At 66.0% G+C, this 25,838-nt stretch carries 26 protein-coding genes; 19 read left to right on the top strand and 7 right to left on the bottom strand.

What is annotated here, in order from left to right; all coding sequences use genetic code 11:
* Positions 1-63 precede the first annotated feature (63 nt).
* The 12 genes from LCN96_RS51340 (at position 64) to LCN96_RS57585 (ending at position 10,034) form a co-directional block, all read left to right on the top strand.
* Complete coding sequence (locus LCN96_RS51340; protein WP_225269661.1) at positions 64-498, top strand: Rrf2 family transcriptional regulator; 435 nt, start codon at positions 64-66, stop codon at positions 496-498.
* A 352-nt stretch (positions 499-850) separates the two neighbouring features.
* A complete protein-coding gene (locus LCN96_RS51335; protein WP_225269660.1) occupies positions 851-1,759 on the top strand; it encodes a hypothetical protein in 909 nt (302 codons plus the stop codon).
* Positions 1,760-1,888: 129 nt separating this feature from the next.
* On the top strand, positions 1,889-2,263 hold the full coding sequence (locus LCN96_RS51330; RefSeq protein WP_225269659.1) for a hypothetical protein: 375 nt from the start codon (positions 1,889-1,891) through the stop codon (positions 2,261-2,263).
* Between the two features lie 106 nt (positions 2,264-2,369).
* Positions 2,370-4,625, top strand: a complete 2,256-nt coding sequence (locus LCN96_RS51325; protein WP_225269658.1) for a glycoside hydrolase domain-containing protein — start codon at positions 2,370-2,372, stop codon at positions 4,623-4,625.
* The gene (locus LCN96_RS51320; RefSeq protein ID WP_225269657.1) at positions 4,626-5,009 is read left to right on the top strand and encodes a hypothetical protein; all 384 of its coding nucleotides are present in this window, start codon (positions 4,626-4,628) and stop codon (positions 5,007-5,009) included. It begins immediately after the preceding gene.
* Between the two features lie 44 nt (positions 5,010-5,053).
* Complete coding sequence (locus tag LCN96_RS51315) at positions 5,054-5,776, top strand: hypothetical protein (RefSeq protein WP_225269656.1); 723 nt, start codon at positions 5,054-5,056, stop codon at positions 5,774-5,776.
* A 33-nt stretch (positions 5,777-5,809) separates the two neighbouring features.
* The gene (locus tag LCN96_RS51310; protein WP_225269655.1) at positions 5,810-6,766 is read left to right on the top strand and encodes a hypothetical protein; all 957 of its coding nucleotides are present in this window, start codon (positions 5,810-5,812) and stop codon (positions 6,764-6,766) included.
* A gap of 16 nt (positions 6,767-6,782) precedes the next feature.
* Positions 6,783-7,934, top strand: a complete 1,152-nt coding sequence (locus tag LCN96_RS51305; RefSeq protein WP_225269654.1) for a hypothetical protein — start codon at positions 6,783-6,785, stop codon at positions 7,932-7,934.
* A gap of 45 nt (positions 7,935-7,979) precedes the next feature.
* Positions 7,980-8,612 (top strand): beta-lactamase family protein, encoded by a 633-nt coding sequence (locus LCN96_RS51300; protein ID WP_225269653.1) that lies wholly within the window; start codon positions 7,980-7,982, stop codon positions 8,610-8,612.
* A gap of 269 nt (positions 8,613-8,881) precedes the next feature.
* Positions 8,882-9,274 carry a hypothetical protein gene (locus tag LCN96_RS51295; protein ID WP_225269652.1) on the top strand — a complete coding sequence of 131 codons (393 nt, stop codon included), beginning with the start codon at positions 8,882-8,884 and terminating at the stop codon, positions 9,272-9,274.
* Positions 9,275-9,340: 66 nt separating this feature from the next.
* Entirely contained in the window at positions 9,341-9,937 is a 597-nt protein-coding gene (locus LCN96_RS51290) for a DEAD/DEAH box helicase family protein (protein ID WP_225269651.1), read from the top strand.
* On the top strand, positions 9,927-10,034 hold the full coding sequence (locus tag LCN96_RS57585; protein ID WP_397351834.1) for a hypothetical protein: 108 nt from the start codon (positions 9,927-9,929) through the stop codon (positions 10,032-10,034). The genes LCN96_RS51290 and LCN96_RS57585 overlap by 11 nt, the downstream gene beginning before the upstream one ends.
* 390 nt (positions 10,035-10,424) lie before the next feature.
* Here LCN96_RS57585 and LCN96_RS51285 read toward each other — a convergent pair whose 3' ends face one another.
* The gene (locus tag LCN96_RS51285; RefSeq protein ID WP_225269650.1) at positions 10,425-11,027 is read right to left on the bottom strand and encodes a TetR/AcrR family transcriptional regulator; all 603 of its coding nucleotides are present in this window, start codon (positions 11,025-11,027) and stop codon (positions 10,425-10,427) included.
* Positions 11,028-11,092: 65 nt separating this feature from the next.
* Between LCN96_RS51285 and LCN96_RS51280 the strand changes: the two genes are divergently transcribed.
* The 3 genes from LCN96_RS51280 to LCN96_RS57580 all read left to right on the top strand — a co-directional run bounded on the left by LCN96_RS51280 (position 11,093) and on the right by LCN96_RS57580 (position 12,717).
* A complete protein-coding gene (locus tag LCN96_RS51280; RefSeq protein ID WP_225269649.1) occupies positions 11,093-11,590 on the top strand; it encodes an FBP domain-containing protein in 498 nt (165 codons plus the stop codon).
* 167 nt (positions 11,591-11,757) lie between these two features.
* The gene (locus tag LCN96_RS51275; RefSeq protein WP_225269648.1) at positions 11,758-12,351 is read left to right on the top strand and encodes a hypothetical protein; all 594 of its coding nucleotides are present in this window, start codon (positions 11,758-11,760) and stop codon (positions 12,349-12,351) included.
* A 123-nt stretch (positions 12,352-12,474) separates the two neighbouring features.
* Positions 12,475-12,717, top strand: a complete 243-nt coding sequence (locus tag LCN96_RS57580) for a LamG domain-containing protein (protein WP_225269647.1) — start codon at positions 12,475-12,477, stop codon at positions 12,715-12,717.
* Here LCN96_RS57580 and LCN96_RS51265 read toward each other — a convergent pair.
* On the bottom strand, positions 12,635-12,925 hold the full coding sequence (locus LCN96_RS51265) for a hypothetical protein (protein ID WP_225269646.1): 291 nt from the start codon (positions 12,923-12,925) through the stop codon (positions 12,635-12,637). The two genes, LCN96_RS57580 and LCN96_RS51265, sit on opposite strands and share 83 nt — an antisense overlap.
* Before the next feature lie 36 nt (positions 12,926-12,961).
* Positions 12,962-13,414, bottom strand: coding sequence for a carboxymuconolactone decarboxylase family protein (locus LCN96_RS51260; RefSeq protein ID WP_225269645.1), 453 nt, complete (start codon positions 13,412-13,414; stop codon positions 12,962-12,964).
* An 86-nt stretch (positions 13,415-13,500) separates the two neighbouring features.
* On the opposite strand from LCN96_RS51260, the gene LCN96_RS51255 reads away from it, so the two are divergent.
* On the top strand, positions 13,501-16,266 hold the full coding sequence (locus tag LCN96_RS51255) for an AfsR/SARP family transcriptional regulator (protein ID WP_225269644.1): 2,766 nt from the start codon (positions 13,501-13,503) through the stop codon (positions 16,264-16,266).
* Between the two features lie 354 nt (positions 16,267-16,620).
* Here LCN96_RS51255 and LCN96_RS51250 read toward each other — a convergent pair whose 3' ends face one another.
* From LCN96_RS51250 to LCN96_RS51240, 3 genes are all read right to left on the bottom strand, one after another.
* Positions 16,621-17,643 carry a hypothetical protein gene (locus LCN96_RS51250; RefSeq protein WP_225269643.1) on the bottom strand — a complete coding sequence of 341 codons (1,023 nt, stop codon included), beginning with the start codon at positions 17,641-17,643 and terminating at the stop codon, positions 16,621-16,623.
* A 733-nt stretch (positions 17,644-18,376) separates the two neighbouring features.
* On the bottom strand, positions 18,377-18,787 hold the full coding sequence (locus tag LCN96_RS51245) for a hypothetical protein (protein WP_225269642.1): 411 nt from the start codon (positions 18,785-18,787) through the stop codon (positions 18,377-18,379).
* Between the two features lie 15 nt (positions 18,788-18,802).
* Positions 18,803-19,648, bottom strand: coding sequence for an IS5 family transposase (locus LCN96_RS51240; protein ID WP_225269641.1), 846 nt, complete (start codon positions 19,646-19,648; stop codon positions 18,803-18,805).
* A gap of 467 nt (positions 19,649-20,115) precedes the next feature.
* Between LCN96_RS51240 and LCN96_RS51235 the strand changes: the two genes are divergently transcribed.
* The 3 genes from LCN96_RS51235 (at position 20,116) to LCN96_RS51225 (ending at position 24,626) form a co-directional block, all read left to right on the top strand.
* Positions 20,116-20,802, top strand: coding sequence for a hypothetical protein (locus tag LCN96_RS51235; protein ID WP_225269640.1), 687 nt, complete (start codon positions 20,116-20,118; stop codon positions 20,800-20,802).
* 3 nt (positions 20,803-20,805) lie between these two features.
* Positions 20,806-23,046, top strand: coding sequence for a ParB N-terminal domain-containing protein (locus tag LCN96_RS51230; RefSeq protein ID WP_225269639.1), 2,241 nt, complete (start codon positions 20,806-20,808; stop codon positions 23,044-23,046).
* Between the two features lie 131 nt (positions 23,047-23,177).
* Positions 23,178-24,626 (top strand): DNA phosphorothioation-associated putative methyltransferase, encoded by a 1,449-nt coding sequence (locus LCN96_RS51225; protein ID WP_225269638.1) that lies wholly within the window; start codon positions 23,178-23,180, stop codon positions 24,624-24,626.
* Here LCN96_RS51225 and dndA read toward each other — a convergent pair.
* The gene (gene dndA / locus LCN96_RS51220) at positions 24,613-25,770 is read right to left on the bottom strand and encodes a cysteine desulfurase DndA (protein ID WP_225269637.1); all 1,158 of its coding nucleotides are present in this window, start codon (positions 25,768-25,770) and stop codon (positions 24,613-24,615) included. The genes LCN96_RS51225 and dndA overlap by 14 nt on opposite strands.
* Positions 25,771-25,838: the final 68 nt, after the last annotated feature.

The raw sequence follows: 25,838 nt of genomic DNA, 5'->3' as shown, positions 1-25,838 counted from the left end.
ACTATAGCTGTTACGACAGTCGTTGTCGTAACATCGGGAGTTGCGACCGAGAGGAACGAGTGCATGAGCGCCAACAGCAGGTTGACCATCGCCGCCCACGCGCTGGCCTGGATCGGCCTCTACCAGCGCCAGGGCCATGAGGTCGCCACCTCCGAGCAGATCGCGGCCAGCGCGAGCACCAACCCCGTGGTGATCCGGCGGCTGCTCGGCGACCTGCGCAGGGCGGGGCTCGTGGAGTCCCGGCGTGGGGTGGGTGCGGGCTGGTCGCTGGCGCGCGACCTGGAGTCGATGACGCTGCTCGACGTGTACGAGGCGGTGGAGCCGGGCCCGCTGTTCGCGCTGCACCGCGCCGCCCCGGACCCGGGATGCGTGGTGGGTCACGGCATCCAGCCGGCGATGCGGCGCGTCTACGACGGCATCGAGGAGACCCTCCGGCGCGAGCTTTCCCGCGTCACGCTGAAGGATGTGCTCCAGGACGTCCTCGCGGCGCCTCGCTGAGTGGCCCTGCCCGCGCCTACCGGGAGGGCGCTCCACTCCGCATGACCGTGCTCCGCGCCATTCCTGATGCCTGACCGGCGACAGGATCGCATTCCGAGTATCGGCGGGCACAACGCGTATGCGGAATCGGTGATTACCGTTTACTGCGAACATTAAATGGCGTCAATACTTGTGATAGGTGATCTTGTTGTGCATCATGAAGAGCGTCGCAAGCAGCGTTCGACCGCAGAGACGCGTCAGAAGTAGTGGCACGCGAAGTGCGGCCCGCTCGAAAACGCATCATCGCAGTCGTCGGTCGTGCCCAGAAAACCCGCTCCCGTACCACTGCGACAAAACAACAGGAGGTTCTTTCGTGGGCGATCTCTCCAGGAAGGCCATTGTGCTGGCCGGTGGCCTGACGCTTTTATGCGGACTCGCTGCCTGTGGCAGTGACACCGGCAGTGGCGTCAGCACGGTCCAACTCCGATCCGCGAGCGCGAAACCCGTGGACGGCGCATCGCCCCTTTCCGCGTACGTCGACACCGCCGAGCAGCGCAAGAAGGTGACCACCGCCCGGGCCGGCCTGGTCGCCGCCTGCATGCGACGCCTCGGTTTCGCCGACTTCAAGACCGTGGAGTCCAAGGAACAGGGCGCGGAGCTCATCTCGGGCCGCCGGTATCTGTACATCGATCCCGGGCAGGCGGCGCGCACCGGCTACGCGGAGGAGGTGGCCGCCGCCGACGGCGAACGCCGGACCGCGGACCAGGCCCGAGCCGTCTCAATGGCGGAACGCCGTGCTCTGACCGGCGGTGACGTGACCCTGAGCAGTGGTCAGACACCTCCACAAGGCGGATGCACCGCGGAGGCGAGCCGAACCCTGACGACGGGAGTCTCCCAGCCGGACGAGTTGCTCGTGTGGCGGCTGATGGCCGAGGCGGCGGCACCTGCCAGGAAGGACGCCGGGGTCCTGCGGGCGGTCGCCGACTGGAGCGCGTGCATGAAGCAGCGCGGATTCGGCTACGCGACCCCGGAGGACGCCTGGAACGACCCGCGGTGGGCCAGGCGAGCCGGCTCTGCGGTGACCGACGAGGAGCGCAAGGTCGCGACCGCCGACATGGAGTGCAAGGACCAGTCGGGTCAGGCCGTGGCACTGTCGACCGCGCAGAACGCGAACGAGCAGAAACTGATCGAGCAGCATGCGGACGCGCTGAAGGAACTCGCGCGGAACAGGGCCGCCCTCCTGCGTAACGCCGAAATCGTCCTGCAGGGCGGGCGACCGTAACAATATCCCGCCCATACCGTCACGAGTTTCGACTGCACCCAGAGGAGAATGATGCGTGGCCGACGTTTACTGAATCGAGTCGTGGCCGTTGTCGCCGGCAGTGCGATGGGCGCTCAGCTGATGCTTACCATGCCTGCCCCGGCATGGGCCGCGGAGCACGACGGCTGGTGCACGTACGCGGAGTTATGTGTCTTCGAGCATGAGAATCAGGTCGGCGGGCGGCACGACTACTACAACGAGGACGACAGCTACGACAACGACTACCTCTATTACTTCTGGGGGTCGTCCCCCGTCATCAGCGGCACCCCCGTGAACGACATGACCAGCTCCCTGTCCAACGGCGACGACCGGTGCAAGGCAGTGCTCAGGGAGCACAGCCACGGTGGCGGGCTGGGGCTGATCATTCCCTACGACACCAGCGGCAGCGGGTACGTGGTCAACGATCTGGTGCCCTACGGCATGAACGACTTCTTCAGCTCACACAGGTGGCAGGACTGCTTCTGACGGTCGCACGGCCTCCCGACGCCGATGCCGGCCGGGCAGCACGGTGCACTCGGTGGCGGCCGGAGGCGCGGAAAGACGTACGCATCCAGGCGACATTGGAGCCGACATGGACGAGATGGTTCTGCGTGCACAACGCTTCATCAACACCACCTACGGCAGCGTGCCGGGCATCACCAAGGTAGTCGAGGACGGAATCACCGGATGGGCGACGATGTACGCCCTGACCCGCTGCCTGCAGCACCAGCTCGGCATCACCACGCTGTCGAACAACTTCGGCCCCACCACCCTGTCGACGCTGACCAGTCAATACCCTTCGATAACGCGGAGCACAGGGGCGCCGGCGAACCTGGTCCGCATCGTGCAGTCCGGGCTGTACTGCAAGGGCTACGACGGCGGCGAGATCGACGGCATCTACAACGACAGGGTCTCGGCGGCGGTTCAGCAGCTCAAGGCCAACTCCGGCACGCAGAACGCCTTCCCAGGGGACGCGATGGTCCCCAAGTTATTCAAGGCGCTGCTCACCATGGACGCATATGTGGTGACAGCCAATGGCAGCGCCTCGGTACGCTCGATCCAGCAATGGATGAACTCCCGCTACGTGAACAGAACGAACTTCTTCGTCATCCCGTGTGACGGCCATTTCTCACGAGACGTACAGAAGGCGATGATGCTGGCCTGCCAGTTCGAGCTGGGGCAGAGCGACAGCGAGGCGGACGGCATCTTCGGCCCCAAGACACTCAACGGGCTGGCGGCGCGGGGGATAGCGCAGGGTTCCACGGGGGTCTTCGTACAGCTCTTCAGCGCGGCCATGATCTTCAACCGCCGGCTGGGCACCACCTTCACGGCCACCTATGACGCCAACCTCACCGCCCGGGTCGTCGACTTCCAGAATTTCGCCCGGCTCGCCCCGACCGGCACCGGCGACAAGCAGACCTGGGCCTCTCTGCTCGTCAGCACGGGCGATTCGAGCCGCAGGGGAACCGCTGCCGACTGCGTCACTCAGATAACGCCTGCTCGTGCGCAGACGTTGAAGGGCCTCGGCTATCAGGTGGTCGGCCGTTATCTCACCAACGTGCCCAACACCTCGCTCAACAAGAAGATCCAGCCGGGCGAGCTGGCGGTGATCGCGCAGGAGGGGCTTCGGGTCTTCCCGATCTACCAGACCTACGGCGGGGCGGTGACCTACTTCAACGCCACCCAGGGCGCGGCCGACGCCGCGGCCGCCCTGGACGCGGCGCGTGGTTACGGCTTCAAGCCAGGCACCCGCATCTACTTCGCCGTCGACTACGACGCCCTGGACAGTGACGTCACCTCCAACATCCTTCCGCACTTCCGTGCCATCCGGACTCGGTTCAACCAGCTCGGCAGCGAGTACGCGATCGGCATCTACGGGCCCCGCAACGTCTGCTCCAGGGTCGCCGCGGAGGGCCTCAGCACGGCCAGCTTCGTCGCGGGCATGTCCACCGGTTTCAGCGGTAACCTGGGCTTTCCGCTGCCGGACGACTGGGCTTTCGACCAGATCTCCACCATCACGATCGGAGCCGGCGACGGCGCCATCGAGATCGACAACAACATCAATTCCGGACGGGACAGCGGACAGAACAGCTTCAACGACGTGCCCACCGGAGCCAAGCCGGATGTGCCCTTCAACAGCGCCAGCCGGGATGCGATCCTCGCCGAACTGCTCGCGTACATCAAGAGCCTCGGTGACCTCCCCGAGGGAAACGTGATCGAGAACGCCTGGCTCTACCTCACCCCCGCGTCACTCGACATCACCCTGCGGCACGACGCACTGATCACGGCGCTCTCCCGGGCCTTCGGCATGCGAAAGGCGCTCATTCAGACCCCGCTCTTCTGGGAGCTCCGCAACAACCGCATCGACGACGCCGCGGTGGACGGCCTCGTGCTGGCGACCTACGCCTATCGTGAGGCGTTCGAGCTCTGGGAGAAGAACATGAGCGGCCCTCCGCCCCAACCACCGATCATCATGAAGGACGACAGCAGTACCGGTCTCGGTCAGATCTTCGCCGACACCGCGATCAGATCCAGAAACCACTGCGCGTCCGTGGGGATCATCAGTGACAGCACGCTCGACCCGGCCGACTGGCACGACGTCTGGCGGGTCTGGAGACAGCTCAAGGACGATGACGAGTATTCCGTCAGCACCATTCCGCTGGTGAACATCTGGGGCGCGGCCGACATCGGTCAGCGCAGACCCGCGTTGGACTACACGGAGAACGAAGCGGGCCTGATTCTCAAGCGATACAACGGCACCAGCTCCCAGGCCGACGTGTACCGGCAGAAGACGCTGCCCATCTATCGCATATTCGAGAAGTACAACAGTGCGGCGAGGAATGTCTAGATGCGTACCAGCAGGCAGGACGGACGGAGAAACGGACCTCGGCTGTCCTCGAAGGCCGCCTACCTGCTGTGCCTGCTACTGAACGCGGTACTCGGATTTCTCGGGCAGTTCGCGTTGTTCTACCCCTACTTCGTGGCTCGTGACTGGCTCGCGCGGTTGGGGTTCGGATCGCCCGGCATCCCGTTCCAGGACGGCTATCTCGGAGCGCTGAGCATCGGGCTCGTACTCGTCGTCGTCTTCATCCTGGCGATGGCAGCGGTGAACATCGTGGTGCTCCGCTCCGCGCCGGTGTCGCGGCGACCTTACTGGCTCTGCGCTGTCCTGGTGGCTCTGGCGTCCTCCATCTTCCAGCTGCTCTGGAACGTGGGAAGCCTTTTTTCCTAGAAGGGAGCCTCGTGGCTGGCGAAACCACGGCTCACCTCCGAGAGGTGACGAAGAACATCGGCCGCCGCGCTGTCATCCGCGGTTCGCTCGGGCTCATCGGCGCCGGCCTGGCCGGAGTGCTCGTGGGACCGGGCACGGCGAAGGCCGCCGTACGGGACGGGAACACTTCTCCGCATCTTGCGGCGTCCTCGGATCAAGTCCCGACAAGCGCCAACGGCTGGCCGATCATACGACCCGAGGATCATGCGTGGGCGCCCCCCTGGCGGGTGGGCGGCAGCGACGTCATGGTGAACCTGCGGCTCGGTGAACCGGCCACGATTCTGCTCTACGTGCTCGGCAGGTTCCACTACGAGATCGACGAGCTGAAGGCCGCCGAGAGCCAGGTCATCGGCTACCGGCCGCTCGGCTCCGCCTCGGCTTCGTCGCCGGCCGGCAACCACGCTTCCGGAACGGCGGTGTCCATCCGCCCCGACTGGTATCCGGCGGGGTCGCGGGGCAACTTCTTCACGCACCAGGCCGTGGTGCTCCGGGATGTCCTCCTGGAGTGCGAGGGTGTCGTCCGCTGGGGTGGCGACGACGATCGGCCCGACGAGTCCAGATTCAGCATCGACGTCCCGCCCGGAGACGAGCGGCTGCATCGGGTGGCCGCGAAGATCCGGGCCTGGAACGGGGAGCCCGGGCAGGGCGCCGGCGCGGCGCAGAGTCCGTTCGACACCGAACGGCGGAAGGCGGCCCGCAAGCTGCAACTGCAGCAAACGCGAGACTGAGGCCGGCTCGCCCCAGGGGTGTCCGGTGTCTCGATGATGTCCGAAATCCGCAGCACCAGCATCGGAGGTATCGTGCAGCGATTAGCCCTCGTGGTAAGCCTCACGCTTCTAGCGGTCCTGACAGTCACCTCGCCCGCCGGAGCCGTCACGAGTCCGGACAATCCTGGCGAAGTTTCTTCTATCCCCGCCCCCGCGCAGCTCAGCCAGGGCATGAACGAGATGCGGGTCGTCCCGAAGAACGATCCCGAAGCCGACGCTCCGCTCTCTCCCGCGCAGCAGGACCTGCTCGCCCGGAAAACCGCCGAAGCCAAGGCGCATGCGGCGAAGCGACGTCAAGGAGCCGCGGCTCCCGGTGGACGCTCAACCGCAGCTTCCGCCGAGATGAACTGGCTCTCCGTCTACTACTTCCCGCAGATCGAGGACTACTACTGCGGCCCGTCCACGCTGCTCTCCGCGATGTACGCGAAGGGCCTGGACTGGGGCACGGTGGACGACCCCAGATGGAGTCATGCAGCAGACCTGCTTGATACCGACTTCCATGGCAACACCCCGTGGTACACCAACCCCCTCGGTCAGGACCTCAAAATCATCGCGACCGGTTACAACACCGGCCGGCCGATGGCCGATGCGATGAACTACGAGATGGAAACCACCTTCTACGTCCCGCAACCGATCCCCGGCATTCCCACGCTGGCTCATCAGCAGGCTTATGTCGACGCGCTGGTGTCGGACATCGACAACAACTATCTCATCATGGGGAACACCGCTGAGACGCCGACCAGCGACCATCTCGCCGGGCATCCCACGAACCGCAACATCTTCCACTGGATCGGTGTCTACGGTTACGACGCCTACGGCGACTGGACCATGTACGTCGATCCCGCCGGAAACAGCACGGCTGTGCCCGCGGACTGGAACGCCCCTTCGTACGACGGCATCTATTCGGACACCCTAGTGGGGATCTTCAGCTCTCGTGGCTACATCTGGTAAGCGACCACTGATAGCGATGTTGGCGTTGCTGTGCAGCGTGAGCTGCGCGGCAACGCCGGCACCGACGCCACCGCCGGCCAAGGCGGGCTCTGCCCAGCCTCACGCCGCGGTGCCGCCCTCGAACCAGCGACCGGCCGCGCCGGTGAACCAGGGCTGCCTCAAGACGATGCCGAAATCCTGGCGGCAGGCGATCGACGCCGGGCGAGTTCCCGCGATGTCGGGGGACGGCCGCATCCGTCCGACCGCCGTCGGCCCGGACGGCAGAGCGCTCTTCGGTGAACTCGCAGCCGGAGATCCCGCACGAATCGACGGCGCGACCAAGAAGGAGATCGTCCGGTACGACTTCGTCAGCCGCACCTGGTCGCCGATCTACGCGATGCCTGATGCCGCGACCGACCAGCAGGTGGACGGGGTGTTCGACGGACGAAGAATGGTCTTCGCGCTGCAACACTCGTTGACGTCCTATGACGACTGGTCGGTTCACGTCTGGGATCAGCAGACGAACGAGGCCCGCGTGCTCGATCAGGACGCCGGTTTCCGGGGGCCCCTGATCTACGTGGACGCGGCAGCGGGAAAGGCCGTCTGGAGCAAGGCCGTCGGAAAGAACATCGTCGAAGTGCACCTCTACGATCTGGCGGCGTCCCGGGACCAGGTGATAGCCCGCGGTCAGATCGGAACCGCATGGATCGTCGGCGATCTCGTCATCTGGCCGCAGATCGTCGGACCGGGCTCTCAAGCCGTCTTCCAGGCGGCTTCCCTGACCTCAGGAAACCGGGTGGAAACGCCCGCGGGGCTGTCGAAGACCGGACCGTTGACCCAGATCGCGGCAAGCGGCTCGACGCTCGTGTGGATCGAGGGGAACTTCCGTGCCATCCGCGCGTGGCGAATCGGCTGGCCGGAGCCGCGGACGGTCTTCGACTCGGGCCGCGACCGCGCCGTCGACGACGTGAACGTCGCCGGCGACATCGTCTCCTGGCATTCGCTCGAACCGGGCCAGCCCGTCTATCTCGGAGACATGCGGACCGGCTCGTGCACCCAGGTCACCGAGCGCAACGGATACACCGTCTCCAACAAGGACGCCATGGTGGTCATCTACCCCGAGTCGAAGAGCTCCTTCGGAGCCTTCGTCGTACGGCCCTCACGGCTTCCTCCTCTGCCGGAGAAATAGGGCTCCTCTCCTTGCAGCTCGCCGAAGCGGGACGCCATGACAGACGTGGGGCTGAGTCGTATCGGTGCGGCCAGCAGGCCCTCTGCCGACAGCGTGGTCGCGGCCCACGCCGTCAGCGGTGAGATCGCCGTCGCTGGCTGTCGCCAGATCTCCGCGGCCGGATCCATGTTGCCGTTCTGCTGGGCCTGCTCGGCGAGCGTGCGCAGGCCGGCGAGCGCGGTGTCCTGCTCGCCCTCCAGAGCAGGCTCTGCTGGCCGGTTCATCGACGCCGGCTTCACCGGAGTCACCCTGCGCGTCCAGGACGAGCGAGGCGAGTGGGCCGACAGCGCCGGAGTACGCAAGCTGGGGCTGGACGACTCGGTGGCCGGCTACCTGCCCGAGTACGGGCTGGACGAGCGGATCACCGTACGGATGCTGCTCCAGCACACCAGCGGCCTGGGCTGCGGCACCATCCTGCGCCACAACGACAGCGCGCCGCACGGCTACGGCGCTCTCATGTACAGCTCCCCGGACGGCAGGACCACCGTGACCGGCTCGGTCACCTGGGTGGACGATGCCAGCAGAGGCCCGGCGGCGCAGTTCAACACCGGCTCGACAGACAGGGGTCGCCCACGCGCCGATCTGCCCTCCGGCCTTCAGAACGATCAACCGCAGACGATCAGGCCGCCGCCGCCGTAACACTCGACCCCTTTCGGGCGGTGATCTTCTCGCTGCCTGCTCAGACGCAGGCGGAGGGGGATCGGCCGGTGACACGGTGGTACACGCGGATGGCGGACATCTCCGGCATAGGGTTCGCCGGCAGCCCAGACATCGACCGCTCCCGGCTGCCGGACGCTCATGTACGGCCTCGCCAGGTGCGCGGTTCCCGGTACCTGTACTGGCCGACTCCGGAGGGCGGGAGCAGCGCTTCCCCGGCCCATCGCCGAGCCTTCGCCGACACCGGACACATGGACACGAACGGGCTCGTTCGCTGGGTGTGGGAAGGAGCGGAACTTCCGGGCATCGCGTCGGACCACCACTTCCTCCTGCAGGGCGCCATCAAGCAGTTGTGGTCGCGGCGCCGGTCTGCGCCTGAGGGGCTGCAGTTCGTTGAGGTGTTCGCTGCCCTCGATCTCGGCCTGATAGAGGCGGTCCCGCATGCTGTCGCGATGGATGAAGCGGATCTGACACGAGGGTTCGCTCGGCTCGCGTCCGTGGAGGTCTGGATGAAGCTTCTGAAGACCGAGGGTGCGCTTCGCGACGCCGTGGCGGTGAGCCGGCGAGCTCAGCGGTTCGGGGAGAGTTACCGGCGCGCGGACTCGGAGGCGAAGGTCGCCGCACTCGACGCGGAGGGGCGGTGAAGGTGGCCCGTCGCGTCGATCTGATCCGGGGCGAATCCTTCCCTTGAGAACGCCTTCGTCAAGTGGGTGCTCAGCTTCGCAGCGACCAGTGGAATCGCACAGCACGTGCTGGACGGGTTCGCGTACCACAGCGACAGGACGGCTTTCCCGCACGACAGGATCCGGCAGAATCACCTGGTCGGGTTGCGGTATACCGTGCTGCGGTTCTCGTACGAGATGATCCGCCGAGACGTCAGGTTGTGCGTCGAGCAGCTTCAACGCGTTCTTCGTGACGACCCCGCCTTGGCGATGTACCTCATCGCGCGGCCCGTCGCTCCGGTCCCTGACGACATGGGCGCCACGCCACTGGCGATCGTCACGCCTCCGGCCCGGCCACAGGTGGTCGAGCGGAGCTATTTCGACCAGGTACGGGAGCGCCTGACCCTGGAGCCGTTGCGTCAATGCCAGAGCGAGGCCATCGCGGCGCTGGCCAACTACTACCGGCGGGGGCAGGCCGACGCCGCCTGTGTGATGTCCGTGGGTGCCGGCAAGACGGCGCTGGGCGTCGCCGCCACGCTTGCCTTCACCCGGCGGCGGGCGCTGATCGTCACACCGGGGCGGGTGATCAGAGGCACCTTCGCCCGGGCGCGCCCCGGACGACATCGATTTCATCGTGGTCGATGAGGCGCATATCGCGGCCGCGGAATCGTATCGGCGGCTTTTCGCGCATTTGCCGCATGCCCGCCGGCTGCTGATGTCGGCCCTGCTTCAGCCGCGGTGACGGCGGCCGGTGACCGCTGACGTGGTCTATCGCTACCGGCTGATCGATTCGATCGCGGACGGGCACGCCAAGCACCTGCGCGCCCAGCGGGGAGACGGGTGCGGGCCAGAACCAGTCCGCTGACCATCACCGCGCCCGTCTCGGCTGACGGCGGAGCGGGCCAGGGCGGCCATCCAGGTTTGGGTGGGCGAGTTGGATCATTCCTGAGCTGGCGGGGGGGTTCGGAGAAGGTGATTTCACCCTACGGAATCCTGCGGACAGCGTGAATGCGCGGATCATGGATCCCGGTCCGGAGAAAGGTTGAAGAAAGGCCGGTGAAGCCGCTGCCAGGAGGTCATGTCACTCCATTGCCATGACCGCGTTGACGGTGGTGCAGGTGGCGGTTGGCTGTCAGGTGGGACCGGCAAGGTAGGCGGGGTTGGTGGGGTTGGCGGAGCGGGCTCGCAGGGCGAGGTCGAGGGTGTCGAGTGTCCAGGTCCAGGAGGCGTCGGTGTCGCGCGGGGTGTGGCTGAAGGAGCCGGCCGCTTCCAGGCTGACGTATCCGTGGATGGCGGCGCCGAGGAAGCGTATGGCGTCGGTCTGGTCGGGCTCGGGCAGGTCGTAGCCGCGCAGCAGGGCGCGCAGCATCTCACTGTGGCGGGGGCCGGCGCTGCGGGCGGCGGTTTCCGGATCGAGTTCGTGGCGGGAGGCGGCGTAGCGGCCGGGGCGGGTTCTGGCGTAGTCGCGGTAGACGCCGGCCAGGGCGGTCAGGGCCTGCTTGCCGGCGCGGCCGGCGATCGCGGTGGCGGTCAGGTCGGCCATCTCTTGCAGGGCCAGCAGTGCCACCCGAACTTTCAGTTCGCGGGCGTTGCGGATGTGGGCGTACAGACTGGGCTCCTTCACGCCGAGGCGGCGCGCGACCGCGGAGCCGGTCACGTGGTCGAAGCCGAGCTCGTCGGCCACCTCGGCCGCCGCACGGGTGAGCCGTTCGGCGGTGATGCCAGCACGTGCCATGACAACCTCCGCTAAGCAAATTAATAATTTGCCTAATTATATTAGCTTGGCATAGCGTGCGAGCCATGAGACCGATAACAGAGAGCGATATCCGCAGTTCGTTCGTGAACTGTTCCAAAGGCGAGGCCAAGAGGCTGGGCCTGCCGGCAGATCTCGCCGAGCAACCGTGGCAGGACCTCGACTTCCTCGGCTGGCGCGATCCCGGGGCGCCTGACCGTGGCTACGTGGTGGCCGAACGCGAGGACGGCGGCCTGGTGGGGATCGCGTTGCGGGCGGTCAAGGGGGCCGCGCGGGGCTTCGCCTCGCGCAGCATGTGCTCGTTGTGCCTGACCGTCCGCACCGGCGGCGGGGTGGCGCTGATGAGCGCGCGGCGCACCGGGGAGGCGGGGCGGCTGGGCAACACCGTGGGCCAGTACCTGTGCTCCGACCTGGCCTGTTCCCTCTACACGCGGGGCAGGAAGGAGACGGCCGGGGGCGACTTCGAGGAGACCTTGACGGTGCAGGAGCGGGTGGCCCGCACGCGGGACAACCTAACCTCCTTCATCGCGAAGGTGGTCGCGTAGGCCAGCCGGTCGCCGTCACGCCACAGGGCGGACAGGCGACGCAGGCCCGGCGGGGTGTCGCTGCGCGCGAGGAGGGGCGGTGAGCTCGGGAGCCCAGCCGCCGGAATCCGTGGCGACCCGCACGGCCACGGCCACGGCGGCCGGCGTCGGCCGGTCAGTTCTACCGCTTGAGCAGGTGTGCGCAGGGTCGCCTCTGTCTCCCGCTGGGCGCTGTCCGGCCGACCTGGACGACCAGCGGGCAGGCCCCGACCAAGGGCGCGTACAGCGACGCCGAGGGCTGTTCGGGCGGCGGCGAGTTGTGGTACTCGATCGAACCGATTGTGCAGGCCTGGGGGAACGGCGAGCAGGACCACGACCTGGTCCTGATGAGCGCCCTCGAGACGACCGCCATCAACTGGCGCCAGTACTACTCGGAGGAAGGCGGCCCCTGGGATCGCAACCAGCCCGACCACGCACCCGTCCTATTCATCCAGTACGAGCCACCGCTGGAGTTCAGTGCCTACATGCGCGTCGGCGAGCCGCTACCGGCCACTTACGAAAAGGCCAAGGCCCTGGCGGAAGACCCGGTCAGGAACCGGGGCGAGGCGACCCTGCCGGAACCGGCGACGGTGAGCAACGACGAGGCCCTTCACTACGGGAAGGCTCCACGGCCGACACAATCGTCCCATCGGACGACCTGCTACCGACTCCGGACCCCACGCCAACCGATCCCACACCCACACCAACGCCTCCGGAAGGGCTGGTGGCCGCGTACGGCGTGAACGAGACGTCAGGGACGACTGTCGCCGACGGCTCCGGCCACGGGAACACCGGCACATCCTCGAACACGGGCCGGGTCACCGGCAAGTACGGAGGCGCGTTGGCAGCAGTTGGCACAGGTGCCGATGTCCGACGCGATCCAGGTCGACGGCGGTGCTCTGACCATCGGAAGTAACTTGGTCTGGGAAGAGTACTTCGACGGGCTCATCGACGAGGTGCGGATCTATGACCGGGCCCAGACCGCTCAGCAAATCCAGGGCTCAGGGGCGTCTCGGCCGCGGGCCCTCAACGCTCGTCGACGACCTCGCCGTTCAGGGCGATGGCGTCCTTGGTCAGGCCCATGGTCAGCGGCGCCTCCGGGAAGGTGAAGATGGCGGCGAGGGCGGCGCCGAGCTGCTCGGCGCTCTCCCAGTGCCAGGTGTCGGTGTAGGTGCCGTCCTCCAGCCGGATCAGGACGGTGCTGGTGAGGCCGGGGTGCCCCTCCCGGACGGTGGCGATCAGCGAGCTCCGGCGGGCCAGGAACTCCTCCAGGTCGGCGTCGGGGACGGAGTAGCGGTGCGAACGGACTGCGGACATGTTCGGTGTCTCCTGTTCTTGACGGGGTGAGAGGGCTTACCAGCTGCCGGCGACCTGGCGGATCGGGGCGTTCAGGCGGTTGAAGAGGTTGGTGACGGCGATCATCAGCAGGATCGAGGCGAGCTGGTTCTCGTCGAAGTGGTCGGCGGCGTTGTCCCAGACCTCGTCGGAGACGGCGTCGGTGTGGTCGGCCAGCCGGGTCGCCGCCTCGGCCAGCTCCAGCGCCGCCCGCTCGGCGTCGGTGTAGTACGGGGCCTCCCGCCAGGCGGCGACCAGGCCGATGCGCTCGTCGCTCTCGCCGAGCTTGCGCAGGCTCTTCAGACCGGTGTCGACGCAGAAACTGCAGCCGTTGATCTGGCTGACACGCAGGTGGATCATCTCCATCAGCTCCATGGGGAGCCCCTGCGACTGGGCGGCCTTCATCAGCTCCATGATCGGCTTCATTGCGGCGGGGATGATCGTGGCGGGGTTCTTCATCCGGGCTTCCATCGTGTGCTCCTCTGTCGTGATTTCGTGTAAGGACAGAGTCGCCGCCCGGATTGATACATTCGCTATGCGTTCGCGATGTGAGGGAGATGGGGGAGACGACGGTGGTGCGCTTCACCCTTCTCGGTCCCGTCCAGCTGACGGTCGACGGCTCCTCGCCGCCGGGCATCGCCCCACGTCACCGGGCCGTCCTGGCCTACCTCCTGCTCAACGCCGGCCGGTCGATCAGCATCGAGCGGCTCATCGACGCGATGTGGGGCTACGACCAGCCGGACACCGCCAGGTCGCAGATCCACGCCTCGATCACGGCGATCCGCAAGGTGCTGCGCGGTGCGGGGGCCGGACATCTGCTGGAGACGCGGGCGGGCGGTTACGTCGCGAGGCCCGAGCCCGGGCAGGTGGACGCACTGGAGTTCACCGAGCTGGTGGCCGCCGGGCGGTTGCGCGAGGCGCTGGCGTTGTGGGGCGGCGAGGCGCTGGAGGACGTGCACGCGCATTACGTCAGCGGGGTCAGGGAGCTCTGGAACGACCGGCGGTTGTCGGCGTACGAGCGCCTGGTGGAGGGTGAGCTCGCGGCCGGGTGGCACGCCGAGCTGCTCGACGAGCTCGCCGCGCAGGTGAGTGTCAACCCGCTGCGCGAGAAGCTCAACGGGCACCTTGTCCTGGCCCTGCACCGGGCGGGGCGGCAGGCCGACGCGCTGGCGGCGGCGCGTGCCTACCGTGCGGCGCTGGCGGAGGAACAGGGCCTCGACCCCGGGCACGCGTTCACCGAGCTGGAGCGGGCGGTCCTGGCCGACGATCCGGACCTGCGCCCGGCGGAGCCGGCCGCGTCCGGGCCGCCGCGTCGCTCCACTTTCCTGCCGTACGACATTCCCGATTTCTCAGGACGGACCGCCGAGCTGGAACGGCTCGCGGACGAACGTTCGCCGGTCGTCACCATCGACGGCATGGCCGGGATCGGCAAGACCACGCTCGCCGTCCACGTGGCGCACCGGCTGGCGGACCGCTTTCCCGACGGCCACCTCTTCATCGACCTGCAGGCCCACACCGCGGGCCGGGAGCCGATCGACGCCGCCGCCGCGCTGGAGGCGCTGCTGCGCCAGCTCGGGGTGCCCGCCGACCGCATCCCGGTCACGCCGGCGGAACGTGGCGCCCTCTGGCGCGCGGAGCTGGCCGGCCGCCGCGTCCTGGTCGTCCTGGACAACGCCTTCGACGCCGAGCACGTACGCCCCCTGCTGCCGGGACATTCCGGCACCCTCGTCCTGATCACCAGCAGACGGCGGCTCGTCGATCTCGAAGGCGCCCAGGCGTTGTCGGTCGACGTGCTGGGCGAGCAGGAGGCCGCGGGGCTGTTCGAGCGCATCGTCGGCGACCGCGCCCACCAGGAGCCGGAGGCCGTCCGCGAGGTGCTGGGGTTGTGCGGGCACCTGCCGCTCGCCATCCGGATCTCGGCCGCCCGCCTCCAGCACCGCCCGCGCTGGACCGTGTCCTTCCTCGCGGGCCGGCTGCGGGATCACCGCCGGCTCCTGGACGGGGTGTCGGCGGCGTTCACCGTCTCCTACGAGCAGCTCGACGAGGCCGAGCAGCGCATGTTCCGCCTGCTCGGGCTGGTGCCGGGCCGCGACATCGACCCCTGCGGCGCCGCCGCACTGGCGGGGATCGCGGAAGACGAGGCCGAGGAACTGCTCGAAGAGCTGCTCGACGCCCACATGCTGCTGCAGCTCGAACCCGGCCGCTACACCTTCCACGACCTGCTCCGCGAGCACGCCCGCAGCCTCGCCGAGGACGACGGCGCCTGCCTGCGGCTGCTCGGCTACTACCTGCACCGCTCCCGCGCGGCGATGGACCGGCTCTTTCCCGACAGCCTCAGCCACCGCGAGGGCATCCCGGAGCCGGCCACCCCGATCGCGCCCATCCGCGATGACGCGGAGGCGCTCGCCTGGCTCGACGCCGAACGCGCCAACATCATCGCCACCGCCGTCCACGGACCGGAGATCTGCGTGGGCATGCTGGGCCTGGCGATGCGGCCCTACCTCGACCGGCAGGCGCACCACGACGACGCGCTCACGCTGCACACCCTGGTGCTGCGCCGCAGCCGCACGCTCGGCAGCGGGTTCGAGGCGCAGGCGCTCACCGACCTGGCGTGGACGTACTGGCGGATGGGCGAGTACGAGCACGCCGAGCGGCACGCCCACGAGGCCCTGGACGCCGGCCCGACACCACGGGAACAGGCCCGTGCCCTGCTCACGCTGGGGAACGTCGCTCTGCGCCAGCGCCAGGACGCGCAGGCGGAGCGCCACCTCAAGCAGGCACTCGACCTCACCCGGATCGGCGCCGACACCTGGGCCGAGGCGCACGTGCTCGGCATCCTCGCCCTCGTCCTCGACCGCGCCGACCGGCCCGAGGAGGCGCGCCGCCATCTCGACCTGGCGCTGGCCCTGCACCGCAAGGTCGGCAACCCGGCGGGGGAGGCGATGACGCTCAACCTCCTCGGTGTCGTGCTGCGGCACCAGGGCGAGCCGGCCCAGGCGCGCACCCGCCACGAGCAGGCCGCGGCGCTCTACCGCGCACTCGGCAACAACACTGACGAGGCGGCCGCGCTCAACGGGCTGGCCGAGGCGGCGGGCGATCCGGCCCTGGCGGTCGAGGAGCACACGGCCGCGCTCGCGCTCGCCGACCTGACGCGCAACCGGCCCGAGCAGGCACGCGCCCACGACGGGCTGGCGCGGGCGTGCCTCGCGCTCGGGCGCGCGGAGCAGGCCGTCGAGCACGGGCGGCTGGCCCTCGGCCTCTATGGTGAGCTGGGTGTCCCGGAGGCCGAGGAGGTACGCGCCTTCCTCGAACGGGCCAGCTGACAGCCTCCGGCGTGCTCGGCTGGATCTGCCGTACAGCTCCTGGTGCCAAAGGTCGGTGCAGACGCGTTCGATGCCGGTCGTCAGATGGCGGCGGTAGGTGGTGAACGGGAGGCCGAGGCGTTCGGCGGCCAGCGCCGAAACCTCGTGGCCGCCTGATTGACGCCGAATGAGAGCCCACAGGGACAATGTCCGTGCGGAGGCTCTGGCGTTAGCGCGCGTTATCAACCTCAGTAGCTTACGGGGTTGACGGTTCCCAGGCATCCGGTCGACCAGAGGCCCTTGGCGCGAGGGATGCGACTTGGTCTGGTGCTGGCCCTTCTCGTGGCGTAGGCGTTTGTGTTCGAGGTCTTACGGCTACGAGAACGGGTGCATGTACGGACGGTCTTTGACCCGGTCGTAGATGGGGCGCAGCCACGGCTGCCGAATCGGCGCCAGTCGCTCCAGCGTGCGAAGAAACACCCGCCCATCAGGACGGAATAGAGAGTTCGGCAGCAGCGGGGATGAATCATCACGGCGGACCTCGGCAGGCATCCCGCGCGCCGCGGGCACGAGCCGCCGGTCGTCGTGGAAGGCGAGGTACGTCCACACGTCCGCGGCCAGTGGCACCACCGTTTCTGCGTCGCACGGCCATGCCTCGCCGGTCTGTGGATGCCGTGGTACCAGGGCGATGTCGGTGATGGCGGTGGACAGGCCGGGCCCGGCCAGGACGAGGTGTCGTTCCGGTGGCCCCGCAGGGAGCAGGCCGTCGATCGCCCGGCGGAACGCCTTCGCGACGGGTCCGTCAGGGACGGATACCCGCTTACCGTCCGAGGCCACCAGCAGGTGCGCCAGTGTCACCGCGACTGCGGCCTCCCAGGGGGCGCTCCAGCAATCACGCGGGTCGGCGGGTGGCGTGCTCGGCAGTTCGTCCCAGTCCATCACCCGCGGGACGGGGCCGGCGACGGCGACGGGGTGTACGGCGTCCGGTTCGAGCCACACCACCTGCCAGAACCCGCAGTCGTCGACGCGGGTCGCCACCGGACAGCCGCATTCCGCGCACGCGAGGTTGGGGCCGTACTGGCCGTCCCACCCGCAACAGCAGCCGCCCAGCCGCTCCGGAATGAAGACGGTCCCGCGGACGTCACCCGGCGCGATCCCGATCCTGTTCGGAGGCCCCGTGATGCGGTACATCTGCAATCGGACGAGGCGTTCTTCCGGCTCGGGTTCCCATGGTTGCCAGGGTTGACCGTTTCCGGGATCTACGGCGTATGTTCCTGGCTCCAGCAGATGGGGGAGCAGGTCATGGCCGTACTTCTGGCCGGAGTGGTCGGGGAGCGCCACCCGCGCCACCTTCGCGGTCATCACGGCGCCGCATGCTGCACAGGCGAAGACGACCAAGCAGTCTCCTTTGTCGGTTCGATGCGATCATGGTGACGCAAAGCCCGCCTCGCGCGGAAGCCCGCCTCGCGCGGAAGCGCGGATTGTACGCGGGCGGGCGTGGCAGGGGATGGGGAGACCGTGCGAGCTTTCGTGGATGGGCAGTTTGTCGAGGGTAGGGAACTGGCCGGGATGGTGCCGGTAGTGCGGTGATGAACGTGCACTTCCGGTGGGGTTTGGGCACGTATTGGGCATGATCCCCCGTGGCGGTTGTCCAATATTTGGTGCGTCCGTAGTGGTTGCCGGAGGTCGGGATGGTGTGAATCTAGGGTCTGAGCTGGGGAAACGCTATCAAGATCATCCCGTGGATATCCCCTGATCATGGTCTTACGGCTGCATGCTGGCACCGTCGGCTGCCTACCAGGGGCGCAAAACGAAAGACCTGCGGCTGTGAAACCGCAGGTCAGGGGCCTGAAATGCCGATCTAGGTGAGTGCCCCCGGCAGGATTCGAACCTGCGGCACCCGCTTTAGGAGAGAGTGGGCGCAGTCCCTGAACCACATGCCCCCACCTGCGAAAACACGGTCGTGGTCTCGTGCAGCAACGGTGATCATCCCGCGCATGTCCCACATCTGCCCTCATTGGGGGTACCACGTCATGCGGCGGCAAGCCGGCCTGTAGCGCAGAGCCGCCAGGCCAAGCACCTAAGAGGGCGTTCTGTGAGCCTCCGTCCGGTCTGACTTGGGCAGCGGCTGTTATGCGTCGTGACCTGGCCTGGGCAGTATGAATAAGCCGGGTTCGGGTTCGGTGAGGACGCCACGGGCGACCATGCGTTTGAGCTTGGCGCGCAGGCTCTCGGTGTGGGTGTGATCGGTTCCGGTGTTCAACAGACGGCAGATGTCCTTGACCCGCAGCCCGTCCGGCGCCTGCTCCACGACCGCCAGGATCTGCCGGTAGACGGGTGTCAATGTCGGCGGGCCCGCGGCGGTCTCGCCTGCTTCGCCGGTCATCTCCAGGATCGTCTCGCGGGTGACGCGCAGCCGAGACAGCACCTGCTCGGCAGCGTTCAGCCGCTGTGTCAGCTCGGCGATCTGCTCGCGTAGATCGTCGGCTTCGGCCTGGGCGGCGGCTTGGCGCTCGGCCAGGCGCTCAAGGAACTCCCGCATCGGCGCCCCCGCTTGCTAGGCCGGCGCCGGGACGGGATCGCGCCAGGTCGAGGTGGCCGTGCCGGTCAGCCGGCGGGTCATGTTGTCGGTCATCGACCAATAGATCATCGACTCGGAACTGGCCGGCCGGGTCTCGTAGTCGCGGGCCAGCCGGCGGTGCAGCATCAGGGTGCCGTAGACCTGCTCGGCCCTCCACCGCTGGGGCAGTGGCGCGAACCCGAGCGTGTGCGGGGCGTGCTGCACCACCTCCACATCGATGCCCAAGCCGGCGCCATGGACGGCGACCGCGTTCTTGAACCCGGCGTCGGTCCAGGCCTTGGTCACGGTGGGGTTGGCGGCGGCGACCTTGTCCAGCAGCTCGATGCCGATGGCGTTGTCGTGCACGCTCGCGGCCGCCACGACCACGGCGATGATCAGGCCGAGCACGTCGGAGGCAATGCCGCGCTTGCGGCCGCGGCTCTTCTTGCCCGGATCCAGCCCGGTGGTGTCGGCCGGCGCGTTGACGGAGGTGTGCACGGTCTGGGTGTCCAGCACCACCGCGCTGGGATCCTCGGCCCGGCCAGCCTGCTCACGCACCTGCCAGCGCAGCAGGTCGTGAATGGCCTGATCGGTGCCGTCATCGCGCCATGCGCCGAAGTAGTAGTAGACCGCGCTGTGGGGTGGCAGGTCGTGCGGCAGGTAGCGCCACTGGCAGCCGGTCCGGGCCTGGTACAGGATCGCGTTCACGATTTCCCGCATGTCATAGCGGCCCTGATACCCGCTGACCGAGGGGTGCTGGCCCTTCCACGAGGTGATGACCGGCCGGATCAGCTCCCAACGCTCGTCGGACAGATCACTCGGGTACGGCTTCCGCTCGCTCATAACTGTCAGTAGAGTGCACCCGCACGGAACGTCAACCGATTTCCGGAAAGTCACCAAAGATCCCCAGGCGCATACCGCCCATACGCTCACAGAACGCCCTCTAAAACGGCGCGACGGGCCCCTCATTGCAACCAGGGTGAAGCCACCCGCTGTGATCGGCAACCTGCCTAGGGACTGTGGAGATCAGTCCGGCGCCTCGGCGATTCAGGCGGCATGAAACCAGGCGTCTACGCCCGAGAGGGGACGCTCAGAAAAATTGCCCCGGGCTGCCAGTCCTGTCCCTTACGCTCAGCATCGAAGTAGCAATATCTTCGGATCATCTGCACCTGTAACGATCCACACGTAGTCTGGAGGTCAACGCTGTTGGAGTACATGCACGAGGCCCACGGCCCTCAGGTTGGCTTGGAGTCGATGTCAGAGCGAGGCGGCACCTCGTGACGGACGGTGGTTTCCCGAACCATTTTTCCATGCTGGATGTCGACCAAGCCCCGGAGTGTCCTGGGCTCTATGCCTGGTATGTCAGCTTTCGTGCTGGTCCGCACGACTGGAAGATTCAGCCCGGTGCTGATGGGGATCGAGCCATTGAAGGCTTCCTGAACCTGCTCCGGAAGTACGCTGGCTACTATGAGCCACTACCAATCGATCTGAGCGGCCGAGGATCGTATGGAGCAAAATGGGAGGGTTTTCTGGAACTGGACTACCCCCTTCGTGAGCCCGCAGATGGCGTTTCGGCCGGGGATGACGACTCGATGCAGCGCCTCGAAATGCTAATGAGTTCCCTCGGCACCGAGGAGCGGCGGCGGGTGATGTCGACCATCCTCCAGATGGCGTCTCCCGTGTTCTCGGCCCCGCTCTACATCGGCGTTGCCACGAACTTACAGGAACGTCTTCGCAAGCACCGCCTGGATTACACGCGGACCCATGACTGGCTGCGTGAGCACCCTGAGGACGCGGAGATCATTCGCGCCCGGGGGAAAAACTTCGGTCAGCGCGCTGCGGCCCGGAACATTGCCATGGAGCACCTCGAGGCCTGGATCATTGACCTGGCTGATGAGGAAGACGACGAAGCAACGAAGAAGCACCTACGGAACACGGCCGAGTCAGCTGAGTGGCTCCTGCATCGGCTGTACTCACCGATACTGGGAAGGCAGTAAACGATGTTCGGCTCAGGTACCAAGCTCACGTTCCGTGACTACGTGCAGGGCACGTGGGGTAGCTTCTCCACTCCCGCCGGCCGAGTGGACTACATTATGACCAAGGCGCGGCTCGGAGATGACGCTGACGATCCGGAACGTCAGCTCACCAAGAGTTTGTCCCCGGTCCGGGAAGTCATGGAGGCCGGAGATCTCGACTTCAATCAGCTCCTGCAACGCGACTTGGATGACCACCGGGTCGCAGTCAGTCTGATCCCCTACTTGCTGAAGCCCCAAGCGACTGGGCCTGCGTTCTTCCCCCCGATTGTGGCGGTGCTGCTGCCATTCCGCAATAAGCGCCCATCGCACTTTTCGGCTTTGGGCGCGACGACGGTGGTCGAAGATGACGGTGCCAGATGGGCGCAGGAACAGGCGGGGACCTCGTTTCAGGTGCAACGACTTGTCGGGACAAATGATCGGCTGCATCCGGCGAACGTCGGCAAATTGTGGTGGAACAGGACCGAGTCGCAGCTAGTCGTCTTGGATGGTCAGCATCGGGCGATGGCGCTGCTCGCTGTCGAGCGCACGACGACGAATAGCTGGCAGAACTCCGCGGGAGCGAGATTCAGGTCATTCTACGAGAATCAGGTCAAGCAGGCGCTGCAAGACTTCGGCCAGGGCGAACTGGAACTGAGTAAGGTCGAGGTACCGGTAACGGTCTGTTGGTTCCCGGACCAGACCGGTGAGGGTGCCAAGCCGCACGAGGCCGCACGCAAGCTATTCGTCGACGTCAATAAGGAGGCTCGACCTCCATCCGAGTCGCGCATCATCTTGTTGTCCGACGCCGAGTTGAGCAATGTGCTGACGCGACGGTTGCTTAGCGAACTCCGGAATGGACAGGACGAGTCCTATCTGCCGCTATACGCGGTCGAGTATGACAACCCAGAGGTTAACTCCAGTCGCCCCGCACGCTGGTCGGTGCTGACGAACATCAACCTTCTAAAGACGACGGTGGAGCGTTGCGTATTTGGTCCGCCGAAGTACCTCAAGGATGTGACCTTGAGGTTCGGGAGCCGTCAGAGTCCTACTGTGCAAGACGCCTTCATGCGTGAACAACTGGACTTGACCAGCCTTTTCCCAGCCCAGTTCGAGGATGGTGGCTTCACTTATCAACGGGAAAACCTCGGTAATTCCGAGTTTCCCATCGGTCTAGCGGAAACGATCAGCAATCGGTTTGCCGAGACCTGGGGATGCGCCATTCTCACGGTCCTGTCGAAGACCGCCCCGTACGCTGCCCATGCGAAAGCCTTGACCCGTCTGAAGGACGACTGGCATGTCGACGACACCGGGTTGACCCTCGCCCACGATGCGCTCTTCAGCGGTGTCGGCGTCTTCTGGACACTGCGGGACAGCTATGAGCACTACCAGGACACGAAGCCGCATGGAACCCGGACCACCAAGTCGGATGTGATCAAGGCTTGGGAGGCCCTGAAAATCCGTGAGGAGAACTTCGAGACCTATCGGGCGGTGGAGTTTTTGGATTCCGGTAAGCCTGAGGCCCTTAAGAGGTCGAAGGCTGCCTACGCGGTGTTCAATACACATGCCTGTCAGCTCGGCTTGGTGCTGACCCTTGGCTCGGTGTGGCAACTTCGCAAGGAGCAGTCTGGCGGTGCGGACATCAAGGACCTGCCCGCATTTTCCGACGCGCTGGTGAAGGGGTGGAATGCCTACTTCTCACAAGATCACGGTAAGGCGAAGGATCGTAGGCTGGCCTTCAATAAGGCTGAAGTAAACCATCCGCTGAATCAGATCGGAAACATGGACATGGCGCAGTCGGTGTTCTTCCGATACTTCTGGATGCAGGCGCTCGATACTCCGGCTGGTTGGGAACAAATTGCGCCGTGGTTCCCGGATCGTTCCGGATTTGACCGGATGATTAGTGCGGCCCGTGAGCTGTACCTGAAGCTGTGTACCGATCAGCAACTCAAGGCTCTAAAAATCAACAAGCCAGGTGCTGCTGAGGCAAAGCTCCGCGTCGATGCGCAGCAGGCCGCAAGCTCTTCCATCAAGCGGGCGCTGAGGGATTGGTTCTACCTGTCTGAAGACATGTATGAGGACTGGCTCTCATCGCTTGCGAAACCCCCGGCAGCTGTTGCTGCTGACGGGCTCTCCTCTGAAAACAATGATGCGGTGACTGATGAGGAGGACGACAGCACGTCCGAGAATGGCCGGGTTACCAGCCTTGACGACCTTCTTGGTGACTGACTGCTACGAGGTGGTTCACGAAAAGCCCAGCTGGCCTGACAGTCACAGGTGGTCCACTGCACGAAACCCGCGGCGCAATGAGATCTTCGTCAATCCCAGCACGGTTCAGTTCTGAGCTTCATGATGGGCGTGTGACTCTCATAGAGCAGATGGGCGGCGCTTGGGCGACCGAGCGTCGCCTGACCGCGATCGGCAGGACGGGACTTTCCGTACCCGCACGTCAGGCTGTGGTGGATCAGCACATTACATCTGACTCGTCGGTTCTGGACTATGGGTGCGGACGAGGGGATGATGTCCGGGCTCTACAGGGGATCGCAAGGAGGGCGGTTGGCTGGGACCCCCACTATCACCCCGAAGGCAGCCTCGACCCATCGGATGTCGTGCTGCTGACCTATGTCCTCAACATCATCGAGGACTCGGAGGAGCGGCGTCGTACGCTCGACAAGGCATGGGAACTTGCCAAGGAGACCTTGGTGGTCTCCACTCGGCTCACCTGGGAGAAGTCCAAGGTCAAGGGCACAGGCTTCGGGGACGGCGTGCTTACCAGTCGGCGGACATTTCAGCATTTGTTCAGTGCTGGCGAGCTCCGAGGTTACGTTGAGGACGTCACAGGCGTTCGGTGCGTCTCCGCCGCTCCCGGAATCGTCTACGCGTTCAAGCGGGATGAGGCGCGCCTAAGCTACCTTGCTCGTCGGATTGCGCCCGCGGCCATCTGGCTAACCTCGGACGACGCGGCATCGGCGATCGCCTCCATAGTCGACTACACAGAGCAACGCGGGAGAGCGCCACGAGTGGAGGAGATGCCGGCGCAGATGGTGGAGCTCCTGGCGCATCTCAACACCGCCGAACTGCAGCGGATTGTCCGGGCGTCCGCCGACCCCGAAAGGGTTGCGGAAGCTGCGAAGAGATCGACCTTGACCACGCTGCTGTTCCTTGGGGTGGAGCTGTTCAACGGACGTGGCCCGTTCGGATGCCTCCCGCTTCCTGTGCAGCTCGACGTGAGAGCGTTCTTCAGTTCCTACAAGGAAGCATGTAGGCGGTCCGACCGTCTGCTGCTCAAGCTGCGTGACGACGTCTATGTCCGTGGCGCGATGAACGGGTCGAAGGTTGGCAAGCTCACCCCAACAGCCCTGTACGTGCATCGCCGGGCGATTGATCACATGCCCGTGGTGCTGCGCCTATATGAGCATTGCGCTTCGCTGGCGGCAGGACGTCCGCAGGAGTGGACACTGGCCAAGCTGCGCCATCAGGGTAGGGGCGTGAGTTGGCTGGAGTATCCGGAGTTCGACACGGATCCGCATCCGCGGCTGCGATCGTCATATATGGTTGATCTCACTACGTTTAAGACCTCGCACATGTCCTACGAGCAGTCGGAGAATAGGCCTCTGCTCCATCGCAAACATGAGTTTCTCCATCCGGATGACCCGGATGTCCCGAAGTGCCGGCGACTTACCGACAGCGAGCTGCGAGCAGGCCTCTACGCCAATCCCCATCTCATCGGGACAGAGCAGGGCTGGGAGGCCGAGCTCATCCGCTGCCGGCGCCAGCTCCGTGGTCACCGCCTGATCAAGAGGCACTAAGCGGTGCGATGCCGGCTTGGTACTCGGCGATGATGCTTGCGAACTCGTCGACGTCCAGTGCCTGGGCCTGATCAGGGAACCACGAGAGGCGCAGTCCATTGTTGGCCTGTTCCTGGGGCAGCCCCATCGCCGCAAGGACGTGGCTTGGCGTGTATGACGCACTCGTGCAGGCGGACCCGGTGGCCACCGCAGCGTAGTTCTTCAGCTGCAAGATCAAAGCCTCAGTGTCCACACCGTCGAACGACAGGTTGAGGATGTGCGGGACCACGTTCTCTTGATCGCCATGAAGAGTGAACCGAGTTTTGCTGAGTCCCTCCAGCAGTCGGGTCCGGAACTCGCCGGCCGTTTCCAGCCACTGGCTACGCTCCCTATCGAACACCTCAAGAGCCTTGGACAGACCCATGATGAGCGGAACCGGAAGTGTGCCCGGACGGAGCTTGCGTTCCTGGCCCCCTCCGTACATCAGCGGGGTTAGTGGTACGGAGTCCCGCCCTCGACGTCTGATAAGCAGCCCGCCGATCCCCTTGGGGGCTCCGATCTTGTGCCCGCTGAAGCTGACGAGATCGATCGGTACACGAAGGTCGTCCGGCCGCTTGCCGAAGCCTTGAGCTGCATCGACATGAAGAAAGGTGGCAGTGGAGCGGAGATGCTCAGCCAGCTCGGCGACTGGCTGGATGACGCCCGTCTCGTTGTTGACCTGCATGACAGACACAAGCAGCGTGTCGGGACGGAGCCGTTCCAGTACAGCTTCTGTACTCACCCGGCCAGAAGGCCCCGGTTCGATCAGTTCGACCTCGAAACCCCGTGACTGCAGGTGCTCAAGTGGCTCCAGGACGGCCTTGTGCTCAATTGCGGTGCTGATGATATGACGGCGATCGCTCTGGGCGCCGAAGGGGGCTAGGCCAAGGATGGCAATGTTGTTGCTCTCGGTTGCACCGCTAGTGAAGATCAACTCATCCGGGCGAGCAGAGAGGTGGGCTGCGATGCCCTCGCGGGCGCGCGCTACCGCCTTCTTGGCGCGAGTTCCATACTCATGCGTACGCGAGCCTGCGTTCCCGAAGTCTTGGGACATCCAGTGCAGGACGACCTCCGCGACCTCTGGGAACACCCGCGTCGTTGCAGCGGCATCCAGGTAGGCGACCACGTGCACACCTGCTCTCGTAGTTGTTGACCCCCGAATCACGTGCGTACGTTAAAACGTACACGTACTTA

It is taken from the genome of Nonomuraea gerenzanensis, from assembly GCF_020215645.1.
In the GTDB taxonomy this organism is placed as follows: Bacteria; Actinomycetota; Actinomycetes; order Streptosporangiales; family Streptosporangiaceae; genus Nonomuraea; species Nonomuraea gerenzanensis.
This window is presented reverse-complemented; position numbering and strand designations above follow the sequence as displayed.

Excerpts from the sequence above, each read along its gene's own strand:
- LCN96_RS51340 (WP_225269661.1), top strand. The coding sequence starts at position 64 with ATGAGCGCCAACAGCAGGTTGACCATCGCCGCCCACGCGCTGGCCTGG.
- LCN96_RS51330 (WP_225269659.1), top strand. The coding sequence starts at position 1,889 with ATGCCTGCCCCGGCATGGGCCGCGGAGCACGACGGCTGGTGCACGTAC.
- LCN96_RS51325 (WP_225269658.1), top strand. The coding sequence starts at position 2,370 with ATGGACGAGATGGTTCTGCGTGCACAACGCTTCATCAACACCACCTAC.
- LCN96_RS51320 (WP_225269657.1), top strand. The coding sequence starts at position 4,626 with ATGCGTACCAGCAGGCAGGACGGACGGAGAAACGGACCTCGGCTGTCC.
- LCN96_RS51310 (WP_225269655.1), top strand. The coding sequence starts at position 5,810 with ATGATGTCCGAAATCCGCAGCACCAGCATCGGAGGTATCGTGCAGCGA.
- LCN96_RS51305 (WP_225269654.1), top strand. The coding sequence starts at position 6,783 with ATGTTGGCGTTGCTGTGCAGCGTGAGCTGCGCGGCAACGCCGGCACCG.
- LCN96_RS51295 (WP_225269652.1), top strand. The coding sequence starts at position 8,882 with ATGGACACGAACGGGCTCGTTCGCTGGGTGTGGGAAGGAGCGGAACTT.
- LCN96_RS51285 (WP_225269650.1), bottom strand. The coding sequence starts at position 11,027 with ATGGCACGTGCTGGCATCACCGCCGAACGGCTCACCCGTGCGGCGGCC.
- LCN96_RS51280 (WP_225269649.1), top strand. The coding sequence starts at position 11,093 with ATGAGACCGATAACAGAGAGCGATATCCGCAGTTCGTTCGTGAACTGT.
- LCN96_RS57580 (WP_225269647.1), top strand. The coding sequence starts at position 12,475 with ATGTCCGACGCGATCCAGGTCGACGGCGGTGCTCTGACCATCGGAAGT.
- LCN96_RS51265 (WP_225269646.1), bottom strand. The coding sequence starts at position 12,925 with ATGTCCGCAGTCCGTTCGCACCGCTACTCCGTCCCCGACGCCGACCTG.
- LCN96_RS51260 (WP_225269645.1), bottom strand. The coding sequence starts at position 13,414 with ATGGAAGCCCGGATGAAGAACCCCGCCACGATCATCCCCGCCGCAATG.
- LCN96_RS51255 (WP_225269644.1), top strand. The coding sequence starts at position 13,501 with ATGGGGGAGACGACGGTGGTGCGCTTCACCCTTCTCGGTCCCGTCCAG.
- LCN96_RS51245 (WP_225269642.1), bottom strand. The coding sequence starts at position 18,787 with ATGCGGGAGTTCCTTGAGCGCCTGGCCGAGCGCCAAGCCGCCGCCCAG.
- LCN96_RS51240 (WP_225269641.1), bottom strand. The coding sequence starts at position 19,648 with ATGAGCGAGCGGAAGCCGTACCCGAGTGATCTGTCCGACGAGCGTTGG.
- LCN96_RS51235 (WP_225269640.1), top strand. The coding sequence starts at position 20,116 with ATGCTGGATGTCGACCAAGCCCCGGAGTGTCCTGGGCTCTATGCCTGG.
- LCN96_RS51230 (WP_225269639.1), top strand. The coding sequence starts at position 20,806 with ATGTTCGGCTCAGGTACCAAGCTCACGTTCCGTGACTACGTGCAGGGC.